21 protein-coding genes and 1 tRNA gene are annotated in these 21196 nt (G+C 72.0%); 10 read left to right on the top strand and 12 right to left on the bottom strand.

What is annotated here, in order from left to right; translation table 11 throughout:
• Positions 1-7: 7 nt before the first annotated feature.
• The 4 genes from OG332_RS04325 to OG332_RS04340 form a co-directional block, all read right to left on the bottom strand.
• Entirely contained in the window at positions 8-1246 is a 1239-nt protein-coding gene (locus tag OG332_RS04325) for a beta-ketoacyl synthase N-terminal-like domain-containing protein (protein ID WP_327412171.1), read from the bottom strand.
• Positions 1243-2514, bottom strand: a complete 1272-nt coding sequence (locus OG332_RS04330; protein ID WP_327412172.1) for a beta-ketoacyl-[acyl-carrier-protein] synthase family protein — start codon at positions 2512-2514, stop codon at positions 1243-1245. Before OG332_RS04330 ends, OG332_RS04325 begins: the two co-directional genes overlap by 4 nt.
• Positions 2511-2954, bottom strand: a complete 444-nt coding sequence (locus OG332_RS04335; protein ID WP_327412173.1) for a cupin domain-containing protein — start codon at positions 2952-2954, stop codon at positions 2511-2513. Before OG332_RS04335 ends, OG332_RS04330 begins: the two co-directional genes overlap by 4 nt.
• A 112-nt stretch (positions 2955-3066) precedes the next feature.
• Positions 3067-4164 carry a SchA/CurD-like domain-containing protein gene (locus tag OG332_RS04340; RefSeq protein ID WP_327412174.1) on the bottom strand — a complete coding sequence of 366 codons (1098 nt, stop codon included), beginning with the start codon at positions 4162-4164 and terminating at the stop codon, positions 3067-3069.
• A gap of 275 nt (positions 4165-4439) precedes the next feature.
• Here OG332_RS04340 and OG332_RS04345 point away from each other — a divergent pair, with 275 nt between their 5' ends.
• Positions 4440-6077, top strand: coding sequence for an FAD-dependent oxidoreductase (locus OG332_RS04345; RefSeq protein WP_327412175.1), 1638 nt, complete (start codon positions 4440-4442; stop codon positions 6075-6077).
• A gap of 50 nt (positions 6078-6127) precedes the next feature.
• Here the strand turns inward: OG332_RS04345 and OG332_RS04350 are convergent, their stop codons facing one another.
• Positions 6128-6340, bottom strand: a complete 213-nt coding sequence (locus tag OG332_RS04350; RefSeq protein WP_327412176.1) for an acyl-CoA carboxylase subunit epsilon — start codon at positions 6338-6340, stop codon at positions 6128-6130.
• A 305-nt stretch (positions 6341-6645) separates the two neighbouring features.
• Here OG332_RS04350 and OG332_RS04355 point away from each other — a divergent pair, with 305 nt between their 5' ends.
• Together OG332_RS04355 and OG332_RS04360 are read left to right on the top strand one after the other, a co-directional pair.
• A complete protein-coding gene (locus tag OG332_RS04355) occupies positions 6646-6864 on the top strand; it encodes a hypothetical protein (protein ID WP_327412177.1) in 219 nt (72 codons plus the stop codon).
• 297 nt (positions 6865-7161) lie between these two features.
• A complete protein-coding gene (locus OG332_RS04360; protein WP_327412178.1) occupies positions 7162-8595 on the top strand; it encodes a glycoside hydrolase family 16 protein in 1434 nt (477 codons plus the stop codon).
• A 19-nt stretch (positions 8596-8614) separates the two neighbouring features.
• Here OG332_RS04360 and OG332_RS04365 read toward each other — a convergent pair.
• Positions 8615-8690: transfer RNA gene (locus OG332_RS04365), tRNA-Gln, on the bottom strand.
• An 872-nt stretch (positions 8691-9562) separates the two neighbouring features.
• Between OG332_RS04365 and OG332_RS04370 the strand changes: the two genes are divergently transcribed.
• Positions 9563-10606 (top strand): LacI family DNA-binding transcriptional regulator, encoded by a 1044-nt coding sequence (locus OG332_RS04370; RefSeq protein WP_327412179.1) that lies wholly within the window; start codon positions 9563-9565, stop codon positions 10604-10606.
• Positions 10607-10700: 94 nt separating this feature from the next.
• Here OG332_RS04370 and OG332_RS04375 read toward each other — a convergent pair whose 3' ends face one another.
• On the bottom strand, positions 10701-11354 hold the full coding sequence (locus OG332_RS04375; RefSeq protein ID WP_327412180.1) for a DUF4360 domain-containing protein: 654 nt from the start codon (positions 11352-11354) through the stop codon (positions 10701-10703).
• A gap of 215 nt (positions 11355-11569) precedes the next feature.
• Here OG332_RS04375 and OG332_RS04380 point away from each other — a divergent pair, with 215 nt between their 5' ends.
• Positions 11570-13378 carry a galactose oxidase-like domain-containing protein gene (locus OG332_RS04380; RefSeq protein WP_327412181.1) on the top strand — a complete coding sequence of 603 codons (1809 nt, stop codon included), beginning with the start codon at positions 11570-11572 and terminating at the stop codon, positions 13376-13378.
• A 10-nt stretch (positions 13379-13388) separates the two neighbouring features.
• Here the strand turns inward: OG332_RS04380 and OG332_RS04385 are convergent, their stop codons facing one another.
• Complete coding sequence (locus OG332_RS04385) at positions 13389-13877, bottom strand: MarR family winged helix-turn-helix transcriptional regulator (protein ID WP_327419105.1); 489 nt, start codon at positions 13875-13877, stop codon at positions 13389-13391.
• Positions 13878-13946: 69 nt separating this feature from the next.
• Here OG332_RS04385 and OG332_RS04390 point away from each other — a divergent pair, with 69 nt between their 5' ends.
• The gene (locus OG332_RS04390) at positions 13947-14858 is read left to right on the top strand and encodes an EamA family transporter (RefSeq protein ID WP_327412182.1); all 912 of its coding nucleotides are present in this window, start codon (positions 13947-13949) and stop codon (positions 14856-14858) included.
• Here the strand turns inward: OG332_RS04390 and OG332_RS04395 are convergent.
• The 3 genes from OG332_RS04395 to OG332_RS04405 are packed head-to-tail and all read right to left on the bottom strand — an operon-like array spanning position 14848 to position 16288.
• Positions 14848-15474: a HutD/Ves family protein gene (locus OG332_RS04395; protein ID WP_327412183.1), complete on the bottom strand. Its 627-nt coding sequence runs from the start codon at positions 15472-15474 to the stop codon at positions 14848-14850. The genes OG332_RS04390 and OG332_RS04395 overlap by 11 nt on opposite strands.
• The gene (locus OG332_RS04400; RefSeq protein ID WP_327412184.1) at positions 15471-15842 is read right to left on the bottom strand and encodes a DUF4180 domain-containing protein; all 372 of its coding nucleotides are present in this window, start codon (positions 15840-15842) and stop codon (positions 15471-15473) included. Before OG332_RS04400 ends, OG332_RS04395 begins: the two co-directional genes overlap by 4 nt.
• 11 nt (positions 15843-15853) lie before the next feature.
• Positions 15854-16288, bottom strand: coding sequence for a MarR family winged helix-turn-helix transcriptional regulator (locus OG332_RS04405; RefSeq protein ID WP_327412185.1), 435 nt, complete (start codon positions 16286-16288; stop codon positions 15854-15856).
• Between the two features lie 153 nt (positions 16289-16441).
• On the opposite strand from OG332_RS04405, the gene OG332_RS04410 reads away from it, so the two are divergent.
• Together OG332_RS04410 and OG332_RS04415 are read left to right on the top strand one after the other, a co-directional pair.
• The gene (locus OG332_RS04410; RefSeq protein ID WP_327412186.1) at positions 16442-17956 is read left to right on the top strand and encodes an MFS transporter; all 1515 of its coding nucleotides are present in this window, start codon (positions 16442-16444) and stop codon (positions 17954-17956) included.
• A gap of 81 nt (positions 17957-18037) precedes the next feature.
• A complete protein-coding gene (locus OG332_RS04415) occupies positions 18038-18556 on the top strand; it encodes a mycothiol transferase (RefSeq protein ID WP_327412187.1) in 519 nt (172 codons plus the stop codon).
• Between the two features lie 176 nt (positions 18557-18732).
• Here the strand turns inward: OG332_RS04415 and OG332_RS04420 are convergent, their stop codons facing one another.
• Positions 18733-20094 carry an FAD-dependent oxidoreductase gene (locus tag OG332_RS04420; protein ID WP_327412188.1) on the bottom strand — a complete coding sequence of 454 codons (1362 nt, stop codon included), beginning with the start codon at positions 20092-20094 and terminating at the stop codon, positions 18733-18735.
• Positions 20095-20301: 207 nt separating this feature from the next.
• Between OG332_RS04420 and OG332_RS04425 the strand changes: the two genes are divergently transcribed.
• Together OG332_RS04425 and OG332_RS04430 are read left to right on the top strand one after the other, a co-directional pair.
• Positions 20302-20493: a DUF5302 domain-containing protein gene (locus OG332_RS04425; protein ID WP_327412189.1), complete on the top strand. Its 192-nt coding sequence runs from the start codon at positions 20302-20304 to the stop codon at positions 20491-20493.
• A gap of 174 nt (positions 20494-20667) precedes the next feature.
• Positions 20668-21081: a rodlin gene (locus OG332_RS04430; RefSeq protein WP_327412190.1), complete on the top strand. Its 414-nt coding sequence runs from the start codon at positions 20668-20670 to the stop codon at positions 21079-21081.
• Positions 21082-21196 lie beyond the last annotated feature (115 nt).

A 21196-nucleotide genomic window follows, 5' to 3' on the forward strand; every position in this document is an offset into this window, starting at 1 on the left:
GGGGGCACTACTTGGTGGCCGACGAGCCCTTGCGCAGGACGAGCGCGGAGTTCGATCCCATCCGGCCGCGGCTCAGCACGAGCGCGGTGCGCAGCTCCGCGGGGCGGGCGCTGCCGGTCACCACGTCGAGGTCGTGGCACACGTCGTAGACGTTCGGGGTCGGCGGGACGACTCCGTGCTCCAGGGCCAGGACGGCGGCCGCGGTGTCGAGGGCCGGCGCCGCGCAGTACGCCCTGCCGGTACCGGACTTGGGAGCCGTGACCGGCACCTTCCGCCCGTACGCGCCGAGGGCGTCGGCGAGGGCCGCGGCCTCGGCCGCGTCCGCCTCCGGGGTTCCCAGGGCGTCGGCGAAGACCACGTCGATCTCCTCCGGCGCGCAACCGGCTTCCCGGAGCGCGCCCCGGATGGCGTGGGCCAGTCCCTCGCCGGACGCGTCCCGCCGCTGGGTGCCGGTGAAGGTCGCTGCGTGGCCGGCCAGGACGGCCCGGACCGTGGCGCCGCGGCGGCGGGCCTCGTCCTCGTCCTCGACGACGAACATCGCGCCGCCCTCGGCGGGGACGTATCCGCAGGCCTTGTCGGTGAACGGCCGGTACGCGCGCTCGGGGTCTTCCCCGGTGCTCAGCCCCTCGTACTCCAGCTGGCAGACGATGGAGTACGGCGCGAGGGGCGCCTCCGTCGCCCCGGCCAGCATGGCCCGGCTGCCCTGGCGGATCGCCCGGACCGCGTGCGCGAAGGCGTCCAGCCCGCCGGCCTCGTCGCTGCAGACGACCCCGCAGGGGCCCTTCAGCCCGCGGCGGATGGAGATCTGGCCGGTGCTGGCGGCGTAGAACCAGGCGATCGACTGGTAGGGACCCACGAAGCACGGTCCCTGTTCCCAGAGGTGCTGCAGCTCGCGCTGGCCGAACTCGCCGCCGCCGGAACCGGCGGCGGTGACGACGCCGACGGAGAAGGGATCGCCCTCGTAGTCGGCCCGGCCGAGCCGGGCGTCCTCCAGGGCGAGGTCGGCGGCAGCCAGGGCGTGGTGGGTGAAGCGGTCGGTCTGGACGAGGAAGCGGTCCTCGACCATGGCGCCGGGGTCGAAGCCCCGTACCTCGCCCGCGACGCGCAGCGGCAGGTGCTCGCACCCCGCTCGCGTGACGCGGTCCAGCACGCTGACCCCGGACTGGGTCGCCTTCCAGAAGGCTTCGGCGCCCACGCCGTTGGGCGCGATGACCCCGATGCCCGTGATGACCGTACGGCTGGTCACGAGACCTCCTCCTTCGGCCGGGTCATGACGACGGCGGACTGGAAGCCGCCGAAGCCGCTGCCCACGGAGAGCACGTTGCGCAGTTTCCGGCCGCGGGCGACGCGGGGCACGTAGTCCAGGTCGCACTCGGGGTCGGGCGTCTCGTAGTTCGCGGTCGGCGGCACCACCTGGTGGACCATGGCGAGTACGCAGGCCGCGAGTTCGATGGCGCCGATGGCGCCGAGGGAGTGACCCACCATGGATTTGATGGAGGTCATCGGCGTCTTGTAGGCGTGCTCGCCCAGGACCCGCTTGACCGCCGCGGTCTCGTGGCGGTCGTTCTGCTTGGTCCCGGATCCGTGCGCGTTGACGTAGTCGATCTGGTCGGCGCCGACTCCGGCCTGGGCGAGGGCGGTTTCGATGGCCCGGGCCATTTCCAGGCCCTCGGCGGTCAGCCCGGTCATGTGGTGGGCGTTGCCGAAGGTGGCGTAGCCGCCGATCTCGCAGTAGACGGTCGCACCGCGGGCGCGGGCGTGTTCCAGCTCTTCGAGTACGAGGACGGCGCCGCCCTCGCCGAGGACGAACCCGTCCCGGTCGGCGTCGAACGGCCGCGAGGCGTGAGCCGGGTCGTCGTTGTTCGGCGAGGTGGCCTTGATGGCGTCGAAGCAGGCCACCGTGATCGGCGATATGGGTGAGTCGGATGCGCCGGCGATGCAGACGTCCATCCGGCCCTCCGCGATGGAGTGGACGGCGTACCCGATGGCGTCCAGTCCCGACGTGCAGCCGGTGGAGACCGTCTGGACCGGGCCCCGCGCACCCGTCTCCTCCGCGACGGCGGAGGCGAGGGTGGCGGGCGTGAACGCGCGGTGCAGGAACGGGCCGGCCCTCTTGTCGTCCACGTCCCACCAGGAGCCGGACTGGCTCACGGCGACGTAGTCGTGCTCCAGCCGGGTGGTGCCTCCGACGGCCGTGCCGAGGGAGACGCCGGTCCGCCATGCCTCGTCCGTGTCGAGGTCGAGTGCCGCGTCGCGGACGGCCTCACGGGCGGCGACCAGGGCGAACTGGATGTACCGGTCCGCCCGGGCCGCTTCGCCCTCGCCGAGCCCGTGCGCGGCGGGGTCGAAGTCGACCTCGGCGGCTATCCGGGAGCGGAAGCCCGTCGGGTCGAAAAGGCTGATGCCCCGGGTCGCGGTACGGCCGTTGGAGAGCAGGTCCCAGAAGTCGCGGACGCCGATCCCGCCGGGCGCGACGACACCGACTCCGGTGACGGCCACCCGCCGGCGGGTCACGAGACCGCTCCCGTACGGTCCGGAGGCTGCTCCCAGGCGGTGCTCTCCGGGTGCGGGGCCTCCTCGGTGTCGACGTGACCGAGTTCGGGACGCGGCGCGAGCGGGCCGAGGTGGAAGACCATGCGGGCCTCGGTGTCCCCGACGTTGCGGAAGCGGTGGCGCATGTTGAGGGGGACGAGCAGGCCCTGGTCGGTGCGCAGCGGGTGGGCCTCGCCGTCGAGGTCCACCTCCAGGCGGCCGGCGACCACGTACACGAACTCCTCGGAGTACGGGTGGTAGTGCTCGGCGATGGACTCCCCGGGGGCCATGATCGCCATGCCCATGAAGCCGCTGGTGGAACCCACCGACGTCGGGGTGAGCACGGCCCTCAGATCGCCACCGCGCCGGCGGTTGGGCGGCGTCTCGCTGAGGTCCACGATGCGTGGGCGCTGTCTGGTCATGGCGGGTTCCTCCTGGCGTGTGGGGAGAGCCTGGACGGGCATGGGGGTCGAGACGGGGGGTGGAGCGAAGGGTGGAGAGGGGTGGTGCTCCGGATGGATTCCCCGGCGGGGATCACGACTGCGCGGCTGCCCGGCGGTCGGTGATCAGGTTCATGGTGTGGTGCGCGGGGCGAACGCGCCCGCCGGGCGCGGCCGTCAGCCGGGCGAGCACCGCCGCCTTGCGCGGGCCCGAGACGCCGAAGGTGATGTCGGGCTGGGCGTCCAGCGGGCCGCGCACGTCGATGAGGCGGACGACGATGTCGTCACGCTGGAAGATGCTGCTGCTCCGTACGGGGCTCTTCGGGCGGTTCGCGGCCGCCTCGTCCTGCCGGGCGAGGAACTTGGCGAGCGCCACGCCGCAGCCGGGCTTGGCCTCGTAGAACAGCGCGTGCCGCTGCACGTCGGCGGAGTCGGACTCCGGTGCCGTGATGTGGTGGACCGCCGGGAGCGCGGCGCGCATGAAGAACATGCGCGCGGATTCCGGGTCGTTCAGGTTCCGGTCCTGTTCGAGGTAGGGGTTGATCGCCTCCTCCACGGCGCGTACCTCGGGCTGCTCGGAGACGTGTCGCAGGGCCGTCACCAGGTCGCCTTGGACCTCCACCGTCCGGACGACCCGGTTGCCGTGCATGAAGAGCGAGGTGCGGCACAGGCGGGTGTGGGCGTCGACGCGTGCCGCCGGGGAGGCGTAGCTGGAGAGGATGGCCGCGACCTCCTTCTCGCTGCCCGGCTTGACGGTGAAGGTGAGGGCGTGGCGCACGATCCCGGCGCCCAGCCGGGGTGTGGCCTGCAGATGCGCCGTGGTCGGGCGGGCGGCCTGGTCGTAGCCGCGGCCGGTCTCCCGCAGGACGGTGAACTTGAGCGGGCGCATGTTGCGCGCGCACGCGCCCAGCGGCTTCACCTGCTCGGCGTGGTGCTCACTGTTGACCCATGCGAGGTACTGCGGGGCGCTCTCCCACTCACTGGTGATGAGCCACTGCGAGGGATCCTCGAAGGATTGGCACAGCTGATCGCTGATGTGGCCCGGGACCGACGCGATGTCGTGGCGGAGCTGTTCGTACGCCTCGAAGAACTGCTGCTGGGTCCCCTCGTGGAGATCCATCAGCAGGACGACCCGGAGCATGGAGCCGTCGAAGGCTGACTGCGACACCCGTTGGGACAGGGTGGTTGTCATCTACTCACTCCTTCATGAGGGGGTGGAGATCCATCGCGTACGGACCCCTCGTCCGTCACCGGTGGCGTCCGCCCGGGCCGGCGGCCGCCTCCATGGGGAACGGCAGGCCGGCGCGTCTCAGGGGGAGCCGCTGTCGCTCATCGTCATCCGGGTGGCGACGTACCGCTACATGTCCGGATCAAGCGGGTGACAACCGGCGAATCAACTGGGCCTGATCCCGGATCGGGGGCATAAAGACTCCACTCCCCCACACAGAAAACAGGAGCCCGCAGCTGATGGAAGACAACGCCGATGTTCGCGTACCGGTTCTCGTCGTGGGCGGCTCCCTCGTGGGCCTGTCCACCTCGCTTTTCCTGAGCCGCCACGGAGTGAGGCACCTGCTCGTCGAGAAGCACTCCGGTACGTCCCCGCACCCGCGAGGCCGCGGCATCAACGCCCGGACGATGGAGCTGTTCCGCACGGCAGGGGCGGAGCGCGCGATCCGCCAGGCGGCGTCCGTACTGGAGGGCATTCAGGGCATTCTGCAGGCCGGGTCACTGACCGACCGCAGCGACCACAACTGGCTGATCAAGTCGATCGATCCGTCGGGGGCGATCGCCCGTTTCAGCCCGACCGGCTGGTGTCTGTGCAGCCAGAACAACATCGAGCCGGTGCTGGCCGCGCAGAGCCGCGCACAGGGCGCGGACGTGCGGTTCTCCACCGAGCTGATGAGCTTCGACCAGGACGCCACCGGAGTGAACGCCGTGGTGAAGGACCGGTTGACGGGCGAGCACAGCACGGTGCGCGCGGACTTCCTGATCGCGGCGGACGGGCCGCGCAGCCCCGTCAGGGAACAGCTCCGGATCCCCCAGACGGGTAACGGCGAGCTGTTCCACAACGTCAGCGTGACCTTCCGCTCGGAGCGGCTCGTCGAGGTCCTGGGCGACCTGCGGTTCATCGTCTGCTACCTGATGCGCCCGGGGGCGGACGGGGCACTGCTGCCGGTGGACAACAACACGCAGTGGGTCTTCCACGCCCCGTGGCACCCGGAGCAGGGCGAGACCTTGGAGGACTTCACCGACGAGCGGTGCGTGGACCAGATCCGCGACGCGATCGGCGTACCCGACCTGGACGTGGAGATCGGCGGCAAGGCGCCGTGGCATGCCGCCGAACGGGTGGCGGAGCGGTACTCGTCCGGTCGGGTGTTCCTCGCCGGGGACGCGGCCCACGAGATGTCCCCCACCGGGGCCTTCGGCTCCAACACGGGCATCCAGGACGCGCACAACCTGGCGTGGAAGATCGCCGCGGTGCTGGACGGATCGGCGGGCATGGGGCTGCTCGAGACCTACGAGGCCGAGCGGCTGCCGGTCGCCAGGGCCACCAGCGAGCGGGCTTCGGCCCGTTCGGCGGAGCACAGCCACCCGGGCTACGCGCCCCCGCCCACCATGGGCGGCGGGCCGGGCAGCGGGGTGCTCACCACGGCCATGGGCTACTGCTACCCGCAGGGCGCCTTCGTCGGCGCCAAGCCCGGCCGGCCCGTCATCCCCGAGACGATGCGCATGGTCGGCGACACCGGGACCCGGGCCCCGCACATGTGGCTGACCCGGGCGGGTGAGCGGATCTCCACGCTGGACCTGTACGAGCGCTCCTTCGTGCTGCTCAGCGGCGCGGGGTCACCGTGGCAGGCGGCCGCGGAACAGGTCGCGGAGCAGCTGCCGGTGCGGCTGGACGCGTACACCATCGGCTCCGGTCCGGTTGCCGACCTGGTCCAGGACGGCAGCGGCTCCGACTGGAGCGAGGTGCACGCGATGAGCACCGAGGGCGCCGTGCTCGTACGGCCGGACGGGTTCGTGGCCTGGCGCTCGGAGGGGGCGGTCGCCGATCCCCGGGCGACTCTGCACGAGGTCCTCTCGACGGTGCTGCGCCGGGCGTGACCACATCGTCTCCCCTTCCGCCGGCCGTGCACGCGGCCGGCGGAAGGGGTTCAGCGGCAGGCCCAGCAGTTCGCCCAGCAGCCGGCGTCGGGCCGGAAGGTACGGCGGTGGCCCGCTGCGGAGCCGACGCCACCGCCCGCCGCGCCGCGGGCCCGGTCCCGGCCTCCGCGCTGGTCGCGGTCAAGGGAGTTCCGGTGGGCGTAACACGCGACGACGACCGCGAGCGCGGCCAGTTCCTCCGGGGCGACAATGCCCCTCTCCACACGCAGCAGGCTCGCTATCGGGACATCGTTCGACATCGGCACGGCCTCTCTCACGGGGGCTGCGCGTGCGCCCGGCCGCGGCACGAGGGGCGGACCGGCTCTGCGCCGACACGGGCGGCACACGGGTGGCTCGGCGCGCTGACGGGACGTGTTCCGCATGTGCGAACCGGCCGGCGGACTCCTGTCGGGTCACCAGGACTCCTGTCGCGACCGACGCTACAAGCGCGCGGCGGACCCGGCACTCCGGGGACGTGCCCCGCGGATCGCGGCGCCCCCTCGGCCGGGACGACCCGACGGGGTCGGCCGTGACCGCCCAGGGGCCCCTGTTGTGCCGGGGCTGCGCCGGCCGGCTGTACGCCGTCTGCATCACGGACCATTCCGGCGGGAACACGGCCGGTCAGTGGGAGGTGGACCACGAGATGCCCGTGGAGTGCCCGCTGGCCGGGCTGTTGCCCCTGACCGGGACGGCGACCGATGTCCACGACCTGTCGGGAGCCGGGGAGGTGCTCGGTCCGTCCTTCTGAGCGCGGCGGGTTGGACCGCACGGGTGATCTCCGTCCGTCGCCGGCACTGTCCTGGGCCCTGCTCTCGACCACGCCCCCCGGCCCTGCCGGCGACCCCGCGGCGGAGATCGACGCATGCCGTGCATTCACTCTTTGAACTCCCTGTGCCCGTAGGGGCTTTGCCGGTTCAATCTCTTGACGACTGCGAGGGCGGGGAGCACAGTGTCCAGCGGCGCCGTCCTGAGAGCGCTCTCAGAACGGCGGACCCCCGGCTCTTCCCCCCGCACCGCGCCTCACCGCGCTTCAGAGAGGGCACCCATGCGTGACATATCCGGCAGGACACGACCGACGGTCCGGCGGGCCGTCCTGGCCGCGCTGGGCACGATCACGGTAGTCGCGGCAGCCGCCGCGGGCATCGTGCTGCCCGCAAGCGCCGCGGCTCCCCCTGCCCCGGCCGGCTGGTCCCGCGTGTTCCTGGACGACTTCGACGGAGCCGCGGGATCCGGGGTGAACACCGCCGACTGGCAGTACACCACCGGCACCGGCTACCCCGGCGGACCGGCCAACTTCGGTACCGGCGAGATCGAGACGATGACCGCCGACCCCTCCAACGTCTCCCTCGACGGCGCGGGCAATCTGCGCATCACGCCGCGGCGGGACGCGGCCGGCAACTGGACGTCCGGGCGGATCGAGACCAGGCGGTCCGACTTCCAGCCCCCGGCCGGCGGCACGCTCCGCACCGAGGCGCGCATCCAGATGCCGAACGTCACGGGCCCGGCGGCCAAGGGCTACTGGCCGGCGTTCTGGATGCTCGGAGCCCCGTACCGCGGCAACTGGTGGAACTGGCCCGGCATCGGTGAGATCGACATCCTGGAGAACGTCCAGGGCATCAACAACGTCTGGGCCACCGTGCACTGCGGCACGAGCCCCGGCGGACCCTGCAACGAGACGTCCGGCATCGGCGGCCAGCACGTCTGCCCGGGCACGAGCTGCCAGGGCGGCTTCCACACCTACGCCGTGGAGTGGGACCGCTCGACCGCGGTCGAGGAGATGCGCTTCTACGTCGACGGCCTCAACTTCCACACCGTACGGGCGAACCAGGTGGACGCGACCACCTGGACCAACGCCACGAACCACGGCTACTTCATCATCCTGAACGTCGCCATGGGCGGCGGTTTCCCCGATGCCTTCGGCGGCGGGCCCGACGCGGGCACCCAGCCCGGCCACGCCATGGTCGTCGACTACGTGTCCGTGCTCCGCTCGACGGGCGGCACCACACCGCCCACCACCCCGCCCACCACTCCCCCGACCACCCCGCCAACCACCCCGCCCACGGGCAACCGTGACGCGTACTCCGCGATCCAGGCCGAGTCGTACGACGGCCAGGCGGGCACGGTCAAGGAGACCACCACGGACTCCGGCGGCGGCCAGGACCTGGCGTCCATCGGCAACGGCGACTGGGCACTGTTCAAGGGGGTCGACTTCGGTTCCACACCGGCGAAGCAGTTCTACGGACGCGTGGCGAGCGGTGCGGCCGGCGGGGTCGGCGGGCTCGTCGAGGTGCGCCTCGACCACCTGAACTCGGCGCCCGTCGGCAGCTTCTCGATCGCGGGCACCGGCGGGTGGCAGAGCTGGCGGACGGTCCCGGCGAACATCACCGCGGTCACGGGCACCCACGACGTCTACCTGACCTTCACGAGCGGCCAGCCCGCCGACTTCGTGAACGTCAACTGGTTCGGCTTCGGTCACTGAGCGGTTCGGGCAAGCGAAGTGGCGACGAGGGCAGGATTCGAACCGGCGTCCACCCGGGATCAGAGCCGGGCGCTCCTCCGCAGAGCTTCCTCGTCGCCCCGTCGCCACGTCGATCACGGCTGCGCGACCGCGGGCCAGCAGGTCCGCTCGGGCCGCGCGCGGTGATGTACGCGATGAAGGCCGCCGTGTCCGGGTCCGCGGCGAATTGACCGTACGGCAGCACGCGGGCGAGCCGGCGCTGTCCGCCGGCCAGGCGGGCGGGCGGGCGGGCGGGCGAAATCCTCCCGCAGGGAGGTGTGGCCGTGCCAGAGCTTGTCAGCGAGTGCCCGCCAGCCTTGGCGAGTGCCTCCTCCGCCACGTACCCCACTGGCCCGCCCCGGCGCCGGTGCCGATCGGGCCGACCCGGAAGGCGGGGAGTTCAGGGGGTCAGGGGTTGTTGGGGGCGAATCGGGAGACGCCCCAGATCGTGTCCGCCTCCTCGTTGCGGGTCCACTGGATGAGGTGGGAGCCCTTCGTGGCGCCGGCGCCCAGGCCGAGCACCCTGCCCGAGTAGACGTTCTGCAGTCGGCGGCAGCCGCCTGTCGGGTGCCGACCATCAACGCCGCCAGCGAGGACACGGCGGCCAGCGTCGCCGCCACCCGCCCTCCGAGGCGGCCCTTCAACTTCAAGATCATATGGCCGGACAATAATGATCAAAGAAAGTCATGCCACACCGCAGGCCGGTTCATACCGGATCGAGGGGCGTTTCCAACTCACGCCCGGGTTCGGCCTCTTGCCGCTTCCCCGGCCTCGGACGGCCGGGCAGGCCCTCGTCATCGGCCGGTGAACGGCCGGCCTCCACCGACCGTCACCGCGGTGACGCCCCGTACGGTCGCGGGCCCATCGGCTTCCCCGCCGCACCGGTTACCCTGCTGTGTCCGGCGAGGCCACCGCCCGTGGGATCCAACGACAGCATGGAGGAACGCCCGTGTCGGAACCGCGTCCCGGGAACCGCCCCACCCTGGAGGCCGTCGCGGCGCTCGCCGGGGTGTCCCGGGCCACCGCCTCCCGCGTGGTCAACGGCGGCGACGGCGTCCGTCCGCACCTGGCGGACAAGGTGCGCGAGGCGATCCGGGACCTGGGGTACGTCCCCAACCACGCGGCCCGCACCCTGGTCACCCGGCGCACCGGCGCGGTCGCCGTGATCATCGCCGAGCCGGAGGTCCGGATATTCTCGGACCCCTTCTTCTCCCGCCAGATCCGCGGCATCAGCAAGGAGTTGACCGCGCACGACGCCCAACTCGTCCTGATGCTGGTGGAGGACCGGGGCGACTACGACCGGATCGAGCGCTACCTCGCCGGCGGCCACGTCGACGGGGCGCTCGCGTTCTCCCTGCACACCGACGATCCGCTGCCCGCCATCACCCGCCGCATCGGCATGCCCACGGTCTACGGCGGCCGCCCCGGCTGGACCGCCGGGTCCGGTGAGCAGGACGGGGTGGCGTACGTCGACGCGGACAACCGCGGCGGCGCCCGGGACGCCGTGCGCCACCTGCTGGCGCTCGGCCGGCAGCGGATCGCGCACATCGCCGGCCCGCTCGACCAGACCTCGGCGGCGGACCGCCTCAGCGGCTACCGGGACGTGCTCCCGGCCGACGGCCCCGAACTGTTCGCCGAGGGGGACTTCACCGTGGCGGGAGGGGCGCGGGCGATGGCCGAACTGCTGGACCGGGACCCCGGGATCGACGCCGTCTTCGCCGGGAACGACCTGATGGCGACCGGCGCCCTGCAGGTACTGCGGGAGCGTGGCCGGACGGTTCCGGGGGACGTTGCGCTCGTGGGCTTCGACGACGCCGAGCCGGTGGCGGAGAGCGCCGACCCTCCGCTGACGACCGTGCGGCAGGACGTCGAGGGCATGGGGCGCCTGATGGCGGGGCTGCTGATGCGCACGCTGAACGGGGGTCCGGACGAGCGGACCGTGCCCGGTCCGGTGATCACCGCGACGACCCTGGTCCGGCGCGTGTCGGCCTGACGCGGCCCAGGGGAATCAGCCCGCGGAAAGGGCTGCCGGGGCCCGCGCGACGGCGGGCCCCGGCAGCCGGGCCGAGGGGGAGGAACGTCCCGGATCAGCGGCGCACGGGGCACTGCTTCCACGAGAAGTGGTAGATGCTGTTGATGCTGCCGTCCGTCGAGTCGAGGGCCATGAAGCTGGTCTGCGACGGGTCGGAGGTGCCCACCTCTGCGCGCAGTTCGGTGTTGATGTTGAAGTTGCGCTGCTCGCCGCAGGGTGCGAAGACCAGGGCTTCGATGCCCGTGGTGTCGGTCGCCTGCCAGTTGTCGTCGTAGTGGCCGTTGAACTTGTGGGTGCGCTGGGCGGTCTGGCTCATGCCCTGGAAGTAGTAGCTGGCCTTCTGGGTGCCGATCGCGCCTTCCTGCAGGCTGCCGAAGCCCCGGTAATCGACCTGGGCCACGGCGTAGGTGTAGCCCTGGGGGACGTGCACCTGGAGGGAGAGGAGACAGTTCTTGCGGCCTTCGGTGGCGGGGGCGCCACCGCCGGCCTGGGCCAGGTACTCGCTGTAGGTGACGGTGAAGGCCGAGTTGTCCGGCGCCACGGCGACGGCCGCGCTGCCTGGTCGGCAGCCCGATCCGTTGACGGAGGCGACGTCCACGGTCACCTCGTCGGTGGGCGCCGAGGGGGAGGCCCCGGCCGTGGGGGTGAGCGTGACGAGCGTTGCGGTCACGGCGGCTGCGGTGAATCCGGTACGGAGCGACTTGATCACACCGTCATGGATAGCCGTCGGCGGCGGCACCGGCCTGCCGACGGGTACGCGGGCTCACCTCGATGGCCGAAACGATTCGCCGCAGAAACGATCAATCAGCCCATACCGGTCCGCCGAACGGCCGCAGGCGGCGCGGCACGCCGAGTCGGACCGACCATAAAGTCGCGTTCGTTCTAATATCGGCGAGATCCTTCAGGCCTGCGGTGAGGAGTCCCATGTCCCGCGTACGACGGTCCGCCGCCCTCGCGGCGCTGGCGCTCGCCACCGCCCTGACCGTCACGGCGACGGGGCCCGCGCCCGCCTTCGCCTCACCGCACCACACCGGCGACGAGGCGGCCGTGCTCGGCGATGACCACGCCCGCGCGCACGCGCGACTGCGCCAGGAGGCCAAGGGCACCCAGGGCTATCCGCAGTCGAAGCGCACGGCGAGCCTGACCTCGCTGCAGGAGTCCCAGCGCAAGGCCAACGCGGGTTTCGAAGCGGCGCGGTTCGGCCGTTTCACGCAGTTCTTCCCCTCGCCCGACTTCGGCGTCCACGTGGCCCAGCTGCCCACGGGCAAGGTGCTGCTCTTCTCGTTCGAGCGCGTGGAGGCCGATCCCACCAAGGAGACCGGCCCCACGAACACGGTGGGGCGGACGAACGCGGGCCGGGCCTACCTCTGGGACCCCGCCAAGGGGACCGGGGCCCGGGCGTTCAAGAACGTGCCCCCGCCGGTGGTGCTGATGCCCGACGGCACCTACGCCCCGCGCCCGGCGCCCTTCTTCTGCGCGGGGCACTCCTACCTCCCCAACGGGATGGTCGGGGTCTTCGGCGGCAACGTCGGCGGCAAGGGCGGCAGCGGCGCCAAACTGTCCTTCGTGTTCGACCCGTGGACCGAGACCTGGTTCCGCAACCGCGACATGGCCGTGGGCCGCTGGTACCCCTCCGTCGTGACCGGGGCGGACGGCCGGCAGATCATCATGTCCGGCCAGTCCGAGCGCGGTACGGGCACCCCCACCCCGGTCGTGGAGCGCTTCCCCGCGCTCGGACGCCCGGTGCCCTGGCGCCCGTTCGACATCCCGGCGGGCGTCCCCGCGGAGCGGCTCCGCTCCGAGGCCCCCTTCCGCAACGACTATCCGCACCTGTTCTCCCTGCGGGACGGGAAGATCTACGGACTCGGCCGCGACGCCGATCAGCAGTGGCTCTTCGATCCGGTCAAGGACGTGCGCACCGACCTGCCCCGGCGGCCCGCCGACTTCCGGGGCTACGGCTCGGCCGTGCCGCTGCCGGCCGGCTTCCGCGGCCCGGACTCCGTCCTGGTGCTCGGCGGCGACCCGCGCGACCCGCTCACCTACCGGCTGTCCGGGGGCCGCTGGAGCATCGAGGAGCCCAGGGCCTTCGGCCGCACCCAGGACGGCACCCTGATCCTGCCGGACGGCACGCTGCTCACCGTTAACGGCGCCCTGGACACCCGGAACTACGGCAACGGGCCCTTCAATCCGAAGGCCGACCTCAAGTACCGGCAGATCGAGCTGCGCGACGCGCGCGGCCACTGGAAGCTGGGTCCGGCCCAGCGGCTGCCGCGCGGCTACCACTCCAACGCCCTGGTCCTGCCGGACGGGCGGATGATGGTCACCGGCGACGAGCTCCAGCAGATCGCCAACGACCCCGACATCGAAGACGGGATGGACGGCAGCATCGAGCTGTACGAGCCCGCCTACCTGCACCGGGGCGCGCGCCCGGCGCTCGACCGGGCGCCGGCGGGAGAGCTCGGCCACGACACGGCCTTCCAGGTCACGAGCTCGACGGCGAAGGACGTCAAGCGCGCCGTACTGCTGGCACCGACCACCGTCACCCATTCGGTGAACACCAGTCAGCGCCACCTGGACCTCCGGATCACCGGCGTGCACGGCTCGGCGATCGGGCTCCGGACGCCTCAGAGCGCGGCCGACGCCCCGCCCGGGTACTACATGCTCTTCCTGCTCGACGCCAAGGGCGTGCCCAGCACGGCGAAGTGGGTGAAGCTGGGCGTCCGCCCGCGGTAGGGCCGAGCGTTCAGGGTCCGGGAGGCGGTTCGACCTTCGCCAGCCAAGTGGTGAGGAGCTGCTCCAGCTGCGCGGCCTCCGGTGGCGTCAGGCCGTCCAGCAGGCTCCGCTCGTTGCGCATGTGCTCGGCGAAGGCCCGGTCGATCAGGTCCCGTCCCGCCGGCGTGAGCGCGACCACCCGGCCCCGGCCGTCGGCGGCCGAGCGGCGGCGGGTGACCAGTCCGTCGCGTTCGAGCCGGTCGATCCGCTTGGTCATGGCGCCCGTCGTCACCATGGTGTGCGCGGCGAGCTCGCCGGGCGCCCGCTCGAACGGGTCGCCCGCTCGGCGCAGGGCGGCCAGGACGTCGAACTCCCCCTCGCCGAGTCCGTACGTGCGGTAGACGAGGGCGAGGCGGTCGGTCAGGAGCAGGCCGAGCCGGTGCAGCCGCCCGATCACACCCTGGGGACTGACGTCGACGTCGGGCCGTTCGCGGGCCCACTCGTCCTGGATGCGGGCCACGTGGTCCTTGGGCTGGGGTTTCACGGGATCAGCATAGCGTTAGCTTCCATGGAAGGTATTATGGCTTCCATGGAAGACAATCTGCGGTGGTCACTGGTCACGGCGATGGCCCCGGTGGCGTGGGGCACGACCTATTTCGTCACCCGCGAGTTCCTGCCCGCCGGCCACCCCCTGTACGGGGGTGCCATCAGGGCCCTGCCGGCCGGGCTGCTGCTGCTCGCGGTGGGCCGGCGGCTGCCGAGCGGCAGCTGGTGGTGGCGGGCGCCGTTGCTCGGCGTCCTCACCATGGGCGGCTTCTTCGTGCTGGTGTACGTGGCCGCGCAGCGACTGCCGACCAGCGTGGCCTCGACCGTCATGGCCACGGCGCCGCTCGTGATGATGCTGTGCGCCTGGGCACTGCTGGCGGAACGGCCGGGCCTGCGGCACCTAGCCGGTGCGGGCGTCGGGGTCGGCGGTGTCTGCCTGATGCTGCTGACCCCGGGCGCACCCCTCGACCTCCTCGGCGTGCTCGCCTCGGCCGCCGCCATGGGGATGGCCTCGCTCGGCTACGTACTGGCCAAGCGGTGGGGCGCCGGGGTGGACGTGCTCGCGTCGACGGCATGGCAGCTGCTGGGCGGCGGGCTGCTCCTGCTCCCCCTCGCGATCGCCCTGGAGGGGGCGCCGCCGCGGCTCGACGGTCACGCGCTGGCCGGCTTCGGCTACGTGACCGTGGTGGCGACCGCGGTGGCCTTCGCCGCCTGGTTCGCGGGGCTGCGGCACCTGCCCGCCGGGACCGTCGGCCTCCTCGGACTGCTCAACCCCGTGACCGGTGTCCTGTTGGGCACGGCCGTCTCCGGGGAGTCCCTCGGCCCGCTGCAGCTCTGCGGCCTGGCGCTGGCGCTGACGGGCGTGCTGCTGGGGCGCCCGGCGACGGCGCGCCCGCACCCGGGGACTGCGGGGCGGGCGCGGGCGGCGGCCTCGGGGGCGGGGACTACGCCCTGACGGCGTCCGCCGCCGGAGCGGGACCGAAGCGGACCACCGCCGCGCGCCCGGCCGTACGCAGGATCCGGCCGGGCCCGGCCGCCAGCAGGGCGGCGTCGTACGGGGCCAGCTCCTCGGCGCAGCCGGGGCCGGGGCCGCGGTCGCCGGACCGGTGGAGCACCGCCGGCCCGTCCAGGGCCACGACCAGCAGGGTCTCCCCGGGCGGCACGGCGAGCGTGAGCACGCCCCGTACGACGGCGGTCTCCGCCCGGGTCTCGCTCCGCCGGTACATCACGTTGAAATTGACCACCGGGCCGTCGAGGAGCCGGCAGTCCGTCGGCTCGTCCCCGGCGAAGTCCCGCGGCGCGAACCGCTCTTCCACGAGGTGGCGGACACCGGCCACCGCGAGGTCCATGCCCGCCCCCTCTGCCAGGGTGAGGGTGCGGTCGACCCCGGGGAAGGAGGAGAACGGCCCGTCGGCGGCGACCTCCGCGAGGCTCACCCGCCAGGCGAAGTCCCCGGTGCCGGCGCCCTCGGGCCGCGCGGCGATCTCGCGGGTGACTCCCCCGCCGTTCTTCCACGGGGTCGCGCCGCGGTCGGCCGCCCTCAGGAGGCGGAGCCCGTCGCCGCCGCTCACGCGGTCGGCCCGGTCAGCCGCGCGGCGAGTTCCCCGGCGTCGGCGAGGAACCACGCCTGGCGCCCGCGGTTGCACTCGCGGACGAAGTCGCGCAGCGCCGAACTGGCCGCCGTGTGGCGGGAGATGTCGCCGAGGACGACGATCCCGACCCGGTACTGGGCGAACTTCTGGATGATCTCCCCGGCGACCCGGGTGCTCAGCCGGAAGAACCCTTCGTCGAACCGTTCGGCGGGGATGACGACCCACTGCGCGCCCTGGTAGGAGGCGTCGCCGATGCAGTCGAGGGCATCGCGTTCGCCCGCGATGACCTCACCCTCGGCCGGGCACATCAGGACGGGTACGTCATTGATCGTCTGCAGGGTGCTCATGGAGGTCGAGGCTAGCTCTCCATCGAGGGGCGCAGGCGGCCCAGCAGGGCGTAGAGCGTCGCGCTCTCGGCCTCGTCGAGGGTGTCGAGCGCGCCGTGCATGTCCTGCATCTCCTCGCGGACCCGGCGGATGACCTCGCGGCCCGCGTCCGTGGCCACGACGTTCTTGACGCGGCGGTCGGCGGGGTCCGGCTCCCTGCGCACCAGGGCGCGGGCCTCCAGGCGGTCGACGATGCCGGTCACGTTCGAGGCGTCGCACACCAGCAGGGTGGCGAGGCCGCGCATGGGCACGGGTCCGTCGAGCTGGGCGAGGACCCTGGCCTGGGTCGAGGTGAGGCCGTGCTGGGCGGCGGCGGCCGCGAACTCGCGCCATTGGGCGGTGCCGATGGCCGCGAGCAGTTCCAGCAGCTGGAGCTTGGTGGGGGCGTGCGTGGCGGTGTCGCTCATACCTGGAGCGTACTCAGGATGGTTGACATTATCAATTGTTTACTTGATCGCCTTAACTATCGACGTCTACCGTCAGTCGAGTTACTTGAGGAAGTCAAACATCTGCGTTCCGAAGCTCTTCAGCTCCGAAACACGAAGAAGGTCCCCCCAGCCATGAGCACCCACTCCCCCGCCACCCCGGCCTCCGGGCCCCGGAACGAGACGGTCATCGTCTTCGCCCTGAGTCTCGCCGCCATGGTCGTGTCGATGATGCAGACCCTGCCGGTCCCGATCCTGGGCCTCATCCGCGAAGACCTCGGCACCTCGACCGCGAACGTGAGCTGGGTGACCACCGCCACCCTGCTGTCGGCGGCCGTCTTCACCCCGCTGCTGGGCCGGTTCGGTGACCAGCACGGCAAGAAGCCCACCCTGGTGGCCGTGCTCGGCGTCATGGTCGTCGGCTCCGTGATCGCGGCGCTGGCGTCCTCGCTGCCCCTGCTGATCCTGGGCCGGGTGCTCCAGGGAGCCGCCACCGCGATCTTCCCGCTGGCCCTCTCGGTCCTGCGCGAAGAGGTCCGGCCGCAGAAGCTGCCGGGCGCGATGGCGCTGGTCAGCGGCACGCTGGCGTTCGGCAGCGGCCTCGCGCTCGTCGCGACCGGGCTGCTCACCTCCGGGTCCGACGCGGACTACCGCAACGCCTTCTGGATGGCGACCGGCTTCGCGGTCCTCGCCCTGCTCGCGGTCGTCTTCCTGGTGCCCGCCACCCGCCACAAGACGGGCGGGCGCACCGACTTCCTCGGCGCGCTGACCCTCGGCCTCGCGCTGCTGCTGCTCCTGCTGCCGATCTCCCAGGGGCACGAGTGGGGCTGGGGCTCCGCCCGCACGCTGGGCAGCTTCGCCGGCGCCGCCGTCATGACCGCCGTCTGGGTGCTGGTCGAGCGCAAGGTCCGCGAGCCGCTCGTCGACATGAAGATGTTCGTCCACCGCCCGGTGCTCATGGCCAACCTGGCCGGCGTCCTCGTCGGCTTCGGAATGTTCGCGAACTTCCTGGGCGTCTCGTACCTCGTCCAGATGCCCGAGGCGCTCACCGGCTACGGCTTCGACGCGTCGATCCTGCGCGCCTCCGTGCAGTTCCTGCTGCCCGGTGCCATCGTCTCGCTGCTCGCCTCGCCGGTGGGCGGCCAGATCGTGCGCCACCGCGGTCCGCGCACGGCGCTGGCCCTGGCCGCCGCACTCGGCGCGACCGGCTTCGCCTGGCTGGTCCTGGACCACCAGCACAGCATCTCGGTGATCGGCGCCGGACTGGTCGTCGGTGCGGCCGTCAGCTTCGGCTACGCGGCCATGCCCGCCGTGATCATGTCCAGCGTCCCGCACCACCAGAGCGGCATCGCCAACGGCATCAACTCGATCTCCCGCTCCACGGGCAGCGCGATCGGCAGCGCCGTGGTCACCACGATCCTGGCCTCGAAGACCATCGAGCACCTGCCGGCGGGCGTGCCCCCGCTGCCCGCCGAGTCCGGGTTCACCCTCACCTTCGGGATCGGGGCCGTGGCGTTCGCACTGGTCGCGGTGATCAGCTGGATCGGCCTGCGGGGCGGGCACCGCACCGTGGTGGCGGCCGCGCAGGCCGGGACGGCCGAGGAGGCCGCGGCCGCCGAGCAGCGCGAGGCCGCCGAAGCCACCCGCTGACCGACCCACCGCCGGCCCGGCGGTCCCCCTGCCGCGTGTCGCTCACGGCGGGGGGACCGCCGGGCCTTGCATGGTGGGTGCATGAAGGCTACGGACGTCATCGCCGACGGGTTCGGACGCATCGGGGAGATCGTGCACGAGGTCGTGGACGGGGTCCCGGCGGAGCTGCTCAACGCGCGCGTGGACCCGGCGGCGAACTCGATCACCTGGCTGGTCTGGCACCTGACCCGCATCCAGGACGACCACATCGCCGACGCGGCCGGCCGGGAACAGGTGTGGCGGACCGGGGACTGGGCGGACCGGTTCGCCCTGCCGCTGCCCGCCGCGGCCACCGGGTACGGCCACTCGGCGCGCCAGGCGGGCACGGTGCGGGTGGACTCGGGCGCGCTGCTGCTGGGGTACTTCGACGCGGTGCACGAACAGAGCCTGCGGTTCGTCCGGGGGCTCGCCGCCGCCGATCTGGACCGGGTGGTCGACGAACGCTGGGACCCGCCGGTCACCCTCGGGGTGCGCCTGGTCAGCGTACTGGCCGACGACCTGCAGCACGCCGGGCAGGCGGCCTTCGTCCGCGGCGTGCTGGAGCGGACCGGGGACTCCTGACGGGCCCGCCGCTCTCGGCGTTCTCGGCGTTCCCAGCCCCGACCGGTACCGTCCCGTTGCCCGGACAGCGTGGTACGGCCGGCCCTCAAAGGCCCCGTCACGGTCCGCGCGTGCTCCGGCAGGACCGCTCCGCGCGGTGGGGCCGGGACCCCGTCCGGGTCCCGGCCCCCATCTCGCTACGCCCCGCTCGCGTCGAGCATGTCCTCGCGCTCGACGATCTTCACGCGCTCGCGGCCCTGGGGCTCACCGAGGGCCTTCTCGGCCGCGTCCAGCCGGTGCCAGCCCTCCCACGTGGTGTAGCGGACGCTGCGCTCGGCGAGGAAGGCCTCGACGGCCTCCGGCGCGGGTACGGCAGGCGCGCTCAGGCGGCCTTCCGCGTGGTCGGCGAGCAGGTTCGCGACCGTCTCGTTCGCGTCGCCCTTGGTGTGGCCGATCAGGCCGACCGGGCCGCGCCGGATCCAGCCGGTGACGTACGTCGACTGCAGGTGGGCACCGGCTTCGATCACGCGGCCGCCCTTGTCCGGGACGGTGCCGGAGTCGACGTCCCAGGGAAGCTTCGGAAGCTCGTCGGAGAGGTAGCCCACGGCCCGGTAGACGGACTGGACGTCCCAGTCGGTGAACCGGCCGGTGCCCTTGACATTGCCCGTGCCGTCGAGCTCGGTGCGCTCGGTGCGCAGTCCGACGACCTTGCCGTCCTCGCCGAGGATTTCGGCGGGCGACTCGAAGAAGTGCAGGAACAGCTTGTGCGGCCGCTCGCCGATGTCCCGGATCGCCCAGTTCTCCAGGGTCTTGGCGACCATGTCGGCCTGCTTGTTGGCACGGCGGGTGGCTATGGAGCCCTCGTCGTAGTCGATGTCCTCGGGGTTGACGATGACCTCGATGTTGGGCGAGTGGTCCAGCTCACGGAGCTCCATGGGGCTGAACTTGGCCTGGGCGGGACCGCGACGCCCGAAGACGTGCACCTCGAGCGCCTTGTTGGCCTTGAGGCCGTCGTGGACGTTCGCCGGGATCTCGGTCGGCAGCAGCTCGTCGGCCGTCTTCGCGAGGATGCGCGCGACGTCGAGGGCGACGTTGCCGACGCCGAGCACGGCGACCTTCTCGGCCTCCAGCGGCCAGGTGCGCGGGACGTCCGGGTGGCCGTCGTACCAGGAGACGAAGTCGGCGGCGCCGTAGGAGCCGTCGAGCTCGACGCCCGGGATGGTCAGCGCCCGGTCGGCCGTGGCGCCGGTGGAGAAGATCACGGCGTCGTAGAAGGACTGCAGCTCGTCGAGGCTGATGTCGTTCGGGTAGTCGACGTTGCCGAAGAGGCGGACCTGCGGCTTGTCGAGGACCTGGTGCAGGGCGGTGATGATGCCCTTGATGCGCGGGTGGTCGGGGGCGACGCCGTACCGGATCAGGCCGAAGGGCGCCGGCATCCGCTCGAAGAGGTCGATGGACACACCGGGCTCGACGGCGGCCTCGGACTTCAGCAGCGCGTCGGCGGCGTAGATTCCGGCGGGGCCGGCACCGACGATTGCTACCCGCAGAGGGCGAGGCATGGCAGGGGTTCCCTTCGAGCGACGGCAAGGTGGATCAAGGGGAACCCTAAACGAAGGTAAGCCTAACCCGGCACCCGGTATCGCTTTATGACCCCATAAACAAAACTTATGACCTCCCCAAGCCCCCCTTGGGGTCACGGCGAACTCGCTGGTCAGCGGGCACGCCACCTGACAGACTGAAACGGCTTGATCACCCCAGGAGGACTAATGGCTGACGAAACCGACACCCCGCAGGACGAATCCCCGGCCGATGAGGCCAAGCGCAAGTTCCGGGAGGCCCTGGAGCGCAACGCGGCGAACGCCCAGTCCCAGCAGGCGCACCAGAGCCGGGCGAAGGTCCAGGGTGCCAGCAGCGGCCCCGGCGGCAAGAACAAGAAGGTCCGCCGCAAGACCGGCTGACCCTCGGACCCGAGGAGCTCAGTCTCGCCGCCGCGGCGGCGGGACCGGGCGACTCCACCCGCCATTGGGCCACCCGGGTGAGGGAGGATAACCCTTGGCACCGTCAGCAGTTGATCAGCTCGTCCCGCCGAGGGCAGCTATCTCATGCGACAGTGCGACAGAAGGATCCCCCACATGTTCAAGAAGTTCATGGCCACCGCCGCCGTCACCGCCTCCGTGCTCGGCGCAGGTGCCGCACTCGCCTCCCCGGCCATGGCCATCGGCAACGACGAGGGCGTCAACACCGTCAACGGGAACGGCGCCGCACAGATCTACGGCAACCAGGAGACCCACGGCAAGATGAGCCCGCAGCTCAGCGCGGTCCAGGGTTCCCTCAACAAGCTCTGCATCGGCCTGCCGGCCAAGGTCAACGCCCAGTCCCTGTTCGCGGTCATCGCCAACATCGGCGTCCAGGACATCAACGTCCTGTCCAACCCGCAGAACCAGCAGTGCACCGAGAACTCCACCCAGGCGAAGGGTGACGAGGCGGCCTCGCACATCCTCAGCAACATCCCGGTCCTCTCCGGCAACGTCTCCGCCGGCAGCTGATCGACCCGATTCCGCGCCGGTGTCACGCGTTACGCGTGACACCGGCGCGTTTCATTTGGTCTAGACCTTGACAGGTACAGACCATTCTCGCTTCAGTGGGCACTGTTGCCTCCCA

Source organism: Streptomyces sp. NBC_01233 (assembly GCF_035989305.1).
Taxonomy (GTDB): Bacteria; Actinomycetota; Actinomycetes; order Streptomycetales; family Streptomycetaceae; genus Streptomyces.